The organism is Bacillus sp. MBGLi79 (assembly GCF_002953915.1).
In genome coordinates this window covers 2,531,915-2,539,327 of the sequence record NZ_CP026521.1, presented here as the reverse complement: position 1 = coordinate 2,539,327, position 7,413 = coordinate 2,531,915, and the positions used below count along the sequence as shown (strand labels likewise).

General features: G+C 42.8%; 8 protein-coding genes, 1 other RNA gene and 1 pseudogene. 7 read left to right on the top strand and 3 right to left on the bottom strand.

From position 1 onward, the window contains the following. Positions 1–95: 95 nt before the first annotated feature. The 5 genes from cotD (at position 96) to C1T29_RS12615 (ending at position 3,035) form a co-directional block, all read left to right on the top strand. Positions 96–323 (top strand): spore coat protein CotD, encoded by a 228-nt coding sequence (cotD, locus tag C1T29_RS12635; RefSeq protein WP_010886551.1) that lies wholly within the window; start codon positions 96–98, stop codon positions 321–323. A gap of 89 nt (positions 324–412) precedes the next feature. Then, positions 413–958: an SLOG family protein gene (locus C1T29_RS12630; protein ID WP_095431645.1), complete on the top strand. Its 546-nt coding sequence runs from the start codon at positions 413–415 to the stop codon at positions 956–958. Between the two features lie 75 nt (positions 959–1,033). After that, positions 1,034–1,330 carry a cell division regulator GpsB gene (gene gpsB, locus C1T29_RS12625; RefSeq protein WP_003225629.1) on the top strand — a complete coding sequence of 99 codons (297 nt, stop codon included), beginning with the start codon at positions 1,034–1,036 and terminating at the stop codon, positions 1,328–1,330. Between the two features lie 65 nt (positions 1,331–1,395). Next, positions 1,396–1,777: RNase P RNA component class B (gene rnpB, locus C1T29_RS12620), an RNA gene on the top strand. A 100-nt stretch (positions 1,778–1,877) separates the two neighbouring features. Beyond that, positions 1,878–3,035 carry a THUMP domain-containing class I SAM-dependent RNA methyltransferase gene (locus tag C1T29_RS12615; RefSeq protein ID WP_103749635.1) on the top strand — a complete coding sequence of 386 codons (1,158 nt, stop codon included), beginning with the start codon at positions 1,878–1,880 and terminating at the stop codon, positions 3,033–3,035. A 52-nt stretch (positions 3,036–3,087) separates the two neighbouring features. On the opposite strand, the gene C1T29_RS12610 is transcribed toward C1T29_RS12615, so the two are convergent. Continuing rightward, positions 3,088–3,240: a YpzG family protein gene (locus C1T29_RS12610; protein WP_010327933.1), complete on the bottom strand. Its 153-nt coding sequence runs from the start codon at positions 3,238–3,240 to the stop codon at positions 3,088–3,090. A 163-nt stretch (positions 3,241–3,403) separates the two neighbouring features. On the opposite strand from C1T29_RS12610, the gene C1T29_RS12605 reads away from it, so the two are divergent. Together C1T29_RS12605 and C1T29_RS12600 are read left to right on the top strand one after the other, a co-directional pair. Beyond that, positions 3,404–3,595 (top strand): hypothetical protein, encoded by a 192-nt coding sequence (locus C1T29_RS12605; protein WP_014664362.1) that lies wholly within the window; start codon positions 3,404–3,406, stop codon positions 3,593–3,595. A gap of 102 nt (positions 3,596–3,697) precedes the next feature. Next, positions 3,698–5,626, top strand: a pseudogene (locus C1T29_RS12600) (ATP-dependent DNA helicase). A gap of 41 nt (positions 5,627–5,667) precedes the next feature. Here the strand turns inward: C1T29_RS12600 and kduD are convergent. Next, positions 5,668–6,432, bottom strand: coding sequence for a 2-dehydro-3-deoxy-D-gluconate 5-dehydrogenase KduD (gene kduD, locus C1T29_RS12595; protein WP_071580490.1), 765 nt, complete (start codon positions 6,430–6,432; stop codon positions 5,668–5,670). Position 6,433: 1 nt separating this feature from the next. Continuing rightward, entirely contained in the window at positions 6,434–7,261 is an 828-nt protein-coding gene (kduI, locus tag C1T29_RS12590) for a 5-dehydro-4-deoxy-D-glucuronate isomerase (protein ID WP_095431535.1), read from the bottom strand. Positions 7,262–7,413: the final 152 nt, after the last annotated feature.

Here is a 7,413-nt window from a genome sequence, read left to right as displayed (position 1 = left end):
GCACACTTTTAAAATAGGTCTTTGCATCAGAACATGTACCCCTTATTTTTCATAGCTTAGTATTGTAATAAAGTTTATGGAAAGGGGATTTTATCATGCATCACTGTAGACCGCATATGATGGCTCCAATTGTCCATCCTACCCATTGCTGTGAACACCATACGTTTTCGAAGACTATCGTGCCGCACATTCACCCACAGCATACAACAAACGTAAACCACCAGCATTTTCAGCACGTTCACTACTTTCCACACACTTTCTCAAATGTTGACCCGGCTACGCATCAGCATTTTCAAGCAGGGAAACCTTGCTGCGACTACTAGTATGGAAAACGTGCAGCTTGATGGTGTAAACAATGCAGCACATCAAATGGGGCCCATCGGGAGCCCCATTTTTTAAAGCAGGTGAAATGATGAAAGTATTGGCAATAACGGGCTATAAACCGTTTGAACTCGGGATATTTAAACAGGATGACAAGGCGCTGTATTACATAAAAAAAGCCATTAAGAACCGGCTGATTGCTTTTTTGGATGAAGGATTAGAATGGATTTTAATTTCAGGGCAGCTTGGGACGGAACTATGGGCGGCCGAAGCTGCATATGATTTGCAGGAAGAATACCCTGACTTAAAGATAGCTGTCATCACACCATTTTACGAGCAGGAAAAGAACTGGAAAGAACCGAATAAGGAACTGTATGAAGCAGTTCTGGCTCAGGCAGACTATGAAGCAAGCCTGACTCACCGTCCTTATGAAAGCCCGCTTCAATTCAAACAAAAAAATCAGTTCTTCATTGATAAGTCCGACGGGCTTCTGCTTTTATATGACCCGGAAAAGGAAGGCTCCCCTAAGTATATGCTTGGGACAGCGGAAAAAAGGCGCGAAAAGGATGGCTATCCCATCTACTTTATTACAATGGATGACTTGAGAGTGACAGTAGAGGAAGACACCTACTCATAGCAATAAGAGAAATTTGACAACCGTACAGATTTCTGAAAAAATATATGTGATGATTCACGATACGAGGTGAAAAAGATGCTTGCTGATAAAGTAAAGCTTTCTGCGAAAGAAATTTTGGAAAAAGAATTTAAAACAGGCGTTAGAGGCTACAAGCAAGAAGACGTTGACAAATTTTTAGATATGATTATTAAGGATTATGAAACCTTCCATCAAGAAATTGAAGAACTGCAGCAGGAAAATCTGCAGCTGAAAAAGCAGCTTGAAGAAGCTAGCAAGAAACAGCCTGTGCAATCTAACACAACAAATTTTGATATTTTAAAACGGCTGTCTAACTTAGAAAAACACGTTTTTGGCAGCAAGCTTTATGATTGATCGCGCTTGAAAAAAATGGTGCTTGTAAATTGTAATCAGTTGTTATATAATAATTCATGTTCTTAACGTTCGGGTAATCGCTGCAGATCTCGAATCTGTAGAGGAAAGTCCATGCTCGCACGGTGCTGAGATGCCCGTAGTGTTCGTGCCTAGCGAAGTCATAAGCTAGGGCAGTCTTTAGAGGCTGACGGCAGGAAAAAAGCCTACGTCCTTTGGATATGGCTGAGTATCCTTGAAAGTGCCACAGTGACGAAGTCTCACTAGAAATGGTGAGAGTGGAACGCGGTAAACCCCTCGAGCGAGAAACCCAAATTTTGGTAGGGGAACCTTCTTAATGGAATTCAACGGAGAGAAGGACAGAATGCTTTCTGTAGATAGATGATTGCCGCCTGAGTACGAGGTGATAAGCCGTTTGCAGTACGACGGAACAAAACATGGCTTACAGAACGTTAGACCACTTACATTTAAAATGATGAAAACAAGCTCTCCCGTATAAGGAGAGCTTTTATCTTGAAATGAGAAAAGTTTTAGAAGACAGGGTGATACGATGAAGAAGTATACACTAATTGCAACGGCACCAATGGGTATTGAAGCTGTTGTCGCAAAGGAAGTACGAGATTTAGGATACGAATGCAAGGTTGATAACGGGAAAGTTATTTTTGAAGGTGATGCGCTCGCCATCTGCCGTGCAAACCTTTGGCTTAGAACAGCCGACCGCATAAAGGTTCAGGTTGCTTCTTTTAAAGCGAAAACATTTGATGAACTGTTTGAGAAAACGAAAGCGATTAACTGGCGCGCATTTATACCTGAAAACGGGAAATTCCCTGTCATCGGAAAATCGGTAAAATCAACACTTGCAAGCGTTCCCGATTGTCAGCGGATTGTCAAAAAAGCAATTGTAGAAAAGCTTAAGCTGCAGTCCGGCAAAGCCAATGATTGGATTGAAGAAACAGGTGCCGAGTATAAAGTGGAAATTTCTTTATTGAAAGATCAGGCTCTTATTACACTGGACTCATCAGGAACAGGCCTTCACAAACGAGGATACCGTGTCGATCAGGGCGGTGCGCCAATTAAAGAAACACTTGCAGCCGCTTTGGTGCAATTAACCAATTGGACGCCGGACCGTCCGTTTGCCGATCCTTTCTGCGGTTCCGGAACAATCGCGATTGAAGCGGCATTAATCGGCCAAAACATCGCTCCGGGATTCAACCGCGATTTTGTTTCAGAGGATTGGGAATGGATCCGCAAAGACCTGTGGGACAAAGCGCGGCTTGAAGTCGAAGAAAAGGCAAACTATGACCAGCCGCTTACGATTTTCGCAAGCGATATAGACCACCGCATGGTCCAAATCGCAAAAGAAAATGCAGAGGAAGCTGGCTTGGGAGATTTAATCCAATTTAAGCAGATGCAGGTCAAAGACTTCACAACGAATCTGGAGTTTGGCGTAATTGTCGGCAACCCGCCATATGGAGAGCGTCTCGGCGAGAAAAAAGCCGTTGAACAGATGTACAAAGAAATGGGGCAGGCGTTCGAGCAGCTTGATACTTGGTCTGTGTATATGCTGACATCAAATGAAAACTTTGAGGAAGCATACGGCAGAAAAGCAACGAAGAAACGCAAGCTCTTTAACGGATTTATTAAAACGGATTATTATCAATATTGGTCAAAAGTAAGACCGCAGCGCAAGAAAACAGAAAACGAATAAAAAGAAGACGCTCTGCATGCGTCTTCTTTCATCTTTCAGCCATATTCTATCGTTACCAACGGTGAGCTTTCGCATTGCTTCTCAATATAATGTTGGTTTGGGACATTTCAGTGTGACCGTTTACTTGAGACTTAGAACGTTTAGGCCGCGTCCAATTGTGATGAAACAGTTCAGAATGCTGATCTAATCGGTTTCTATAACTCATGTCAACATCACTCCCTGATAGAATATTGTTGATAAGACGGATAATCCAAAGACGGAATATCAAGTGTAGTTTGTGCAAGTTTCGGGGATAACATGCGGTAAAGCATGTATATAAAATGAAAAGTTCGCATACAATGATGATTATTTCCATCAGAGGTGATCTCATGCTGAACAGCGAACATTTTAATCTTATTCAAAGGGCGCTTGACGCAACAGCAAACGAGCTAAAGGAGCTCGGGACTGATTCGTCTCCGTCTGTGATGTCGCATGCGCAAAATGATTTAGAAAAAGCGGTAGAACATATTTATTCAACAGACCATCCTTTTTTATCGTCGCATGTGATCAATCGCAAGTAAACTGCAAAAAACTTGGCAATGCCAAGTTTTTTTATTGTATTCATAAGCGGAAAATGATATTATTGGTGGTCTGAATGTCGAATAGTTGGGGGTTGGAACTAGGTGACAACATCACGTTTGCCTTTTTCTTTAACGAAAACAAAGAATTTTTATGAAGAATTGAACAATTGGATTGGTGACGTGTTTTACGATATCCTTCCTGAAAAAGGGTTTGATCTTCGGGATGAACAAGTATTTATGGCTTTTCAGCTGGAGCGGGCGTTTAAAGAGAAAAAAGTCATGTTCGCCGAAGCTGGAGTGGGAACGGGGAAAACGCTGGTTTATCTTCTGTTTGCGATCAGCTATGCAAGGTATGTCGGCAAACCGGCCATCATTGCTTGTGCTGATGAAACATTAATCGAACAGCTGGTGAAAAAAAAATAGGGCGATATTTCAAAGCTGGCTGAGCATCTTGATCTGAAAATTGATACAAGGCTGTCAAAATCACATGAGCAATATTTATGCTTGAAGAAGCTTGAAAAAACAATGCAGCGTTCTGATGATGATAAATGGCTGGATCTTTATGAGTCGTTACCGTCATTTGTCCATGAGTCACAGGCGATGCAGCGCTTTTATCCGTATGGCGACCGTAAGCAGTACGCAAATCTATCAAATGAAGAATGGTCTGACGTAAGCTACGACTCGTTTCAGGACTGTCTGACTTGTGATATGAGACACAGGTGCGGCCTGACGCTTTCCAGAGATTACTACCGCAAGTCAACGGACTTAATCATATGTTCTCATGATTTTTATATGGAGCATGTATGGACGGAAGAATCACGCAAACGAGAAGGGCAGCTGCCGCTTTTGCCTGATCATAGTGCAGTTGTATTTGATGAAGGGCATTTGCTAGAGTTTGCTGCACAAAAAGCGCTTACCTACAGAGTGAAGCAGTCTACACTTGAATTGTTTTTAGAACGTTTGCTGCAAAATGACATCAGAGAAGAGTTTGCAGAATTGATTGAAGATGCACTTGCTGCAAATGACGAATTTTTCTATGTTCTTTCTGAAGAATCAAAAGAAGTAGCCGGTTCACACCGTTTAGAAATAAAAAATGACCAGCGTGTCAAAAAGACGGCGGACGAGCTTTGCCGTTTACTTGATAAAATCGGTGAGGCACTTGTATTCGAGTCTGAAATGTACACGATTGATCAATACGAGCTGTCAGTTGTAGAAGAGTATGTTGAACAAATGGCGTATTCATTATCTCTATATCAAAAGGACGCGATCAGCTGGCTGGAGAAAAAGGAAGCAGAATCAACTTTTGTCGTGATGCCGAGAACGGTAGCAGAAGTACTTGGCGAAAAGGTGTTTTCTAAGAAAATCCCTTATATCTTCTCGTCTGCTACGTTGTCAGAAGGAGGTTCATTTGATTATATTGCAGACAGTCTCGGGATTCATGATTATTTGTCATTAACTGTTGATTCCCCTTATGATTATGACGAGCAAATGACTGTTAATCTATACACAAAAACAGACATGGCGGCTGAACAAAAAGCGGCTGAGACGATTGAGACAATCAAACGTTACAAAGGAAGAACCCTTGTGCTATTCCCTTCTTTTGAAGAATTAAACGAGTTTAAAGAGCTGTCGGCTGCATGGGAGCTGCCGTATCCGATTTTCTTTGAAGGTGATGAAGAAATCAGCAGCTTAGTGGAGAAATTCCAAGAGGAAGAGGAAACAGTACTTTGTTCGGTTCACTTATGGGAAGGACTCGATATTCCTGGTGACGCATTGAGGAATGTTACAATTTGGTCATTGCCATTCCCGCCTCATGACCCTGTATTTACTGCGAAACGCAACGGAGCGAAAAAAGATCCGTTCGAAGAAGTGGATCTGCCATATATGTTGTTACGCGTACGGCAGGGCATCGGGCGTCTGATTCGCTCGAATCAAGACAACGGCTCGATTCACATTTACGCTGGCGGAGAAAATGAACGCATCATAGATGAGGTCAAAAAGGTCTTGCCTGTTGAACCGCATATGATGTAATAGGAAAAGCTGACGATCTTGTTCGTCAGCTTTTTTCATTGTCAGCGGGATAGCCAGCCTCCATCAACAGCTAAGATATGTCCATTCACATAATCTGAAGCACGTGACGCCAAAAAGACTGCTGTCCCTCCGATATCATCCGCTTGGCCCCAGCGGCCGGCAGGAATTCTTTTTAAAATGTCCTCATTTCGCTTTTCATCATCCCGAATAGGCTTTGTATTCGCAGTAGAAATATAGCCTGGGGCGATTGCATTGACCTGAATGCCCGATGCTGCCCACTCATTTGCAAAGGATTTTGTCAAACCGGCAACAGCGTGTTTGCTCGCGGTGTAAGCAGGAACGAGTATCCCGCCTTGAAAAGACAGGAGAGAGGCGATATTAATTATCTTTCCATAACCTCTTTTCAGCATGTGTCTGCCTGCCAGCTGTGTCAGAATAAACAAGCTGTTTAGATTGACATTCAGTACGTGCTGCCAGTTCTCTTCTGCAAAATGTTCCGCTTTTTCTCGATGAATAATACCCGCATTATTGACAAGAATGTCGATCTCCCTGTTTTCAAACAGCTCAGCTGCAGAATTCTTGATCGCTTCCGGCTTGCTCATGTCTAATGTAAAAGATGTAAATGTCCGGCCTTCCTGTTCCACAAGCTGCTGTGTTTCAGACAGACTGCTTGTATGTGATGTGCCGATAATATCAGCGCCAGCCCCGGCCAGCGCTTTGGCAATTCCTTGACCGATCCCTGTTCCCGGGCCTGTCACCAGCGCTGTTTTTCCTTCTAGTGAAAAGGCGTCATGCAGATAACCCATCTTATTTCAGCCCATCCATCGGAATGAGATCCATGTCCGTAAAAGTATAATTTTCTCCAGCCATCGCCCACACAAAGCTGTAATTTGATGTTCCTGCGCCAGAATGAATAGACCAGGCGGGGGAAAGGACAGCCTGCTCATTACCAACCACAAGGTGGCGTGTTTCGTCCGGCTGGCCCATGAAATGAAATACCTTTGAGTCCTTTTTAAGATCCAGATAAAGGTAAGCCTCCATCCGACGGTCATGAACGTGTGCTGGCATGGTATTCCAGTTGTTGTTTTGATCTAACATCGTTATTCCCATCATCAGCTGACAGCTTTTAATGCCATCCTGATGAATGACTTTGTACAGACTTCTGACATTAGACGCTGCATCATCACCAAGGCGGTCCGGTGTCAGTTCAGATAGGGCGGCTTTTTGTGTCGGATAGCTTTTGTGGGCGCAAGCGGAGACGAAGTAAAACTTCGCTTTTTCCCCGTTCAGGCTTGAAAACGATACATCCTGATTGCCCATTCCAATATAGAGAAAATCCTTTGTTTGAAGCACATATTCATCATCGCCAACCCTGACAGCACCAGGCTGGCCGACATTAATAATTCCAATTTCACGCCGTTCCAAAAAGAAGTCAGTTTTTAGAAAGTCACCTGCATCAAGCTTTAGTTCACTTTGCCCTGGAGCCGCTCCGCCGATGACAACCCGGTCTTCGTGTGAGTAATACATCGTAAGCTTGTTTTCCGTAAATAAAGGATCCATTAAGAAATGACTGCGAAGTTCCTCTGTTGTAAAGCGTTTTACTTGTTCAGGGTGTACAGAATAACGATTTTCCATTATATTTCCCCCTTGGTTAGGATTTCAGCATCACTTGAATGAAAACATTTTGGTAACGGTTTCAAAGAAAATTTTAGGATAAATAGTGAAAAGAGTCAACGGAAAAATAATGAATTGACACATTATTAAAAAAACTCTTTCCAAATGTTAAA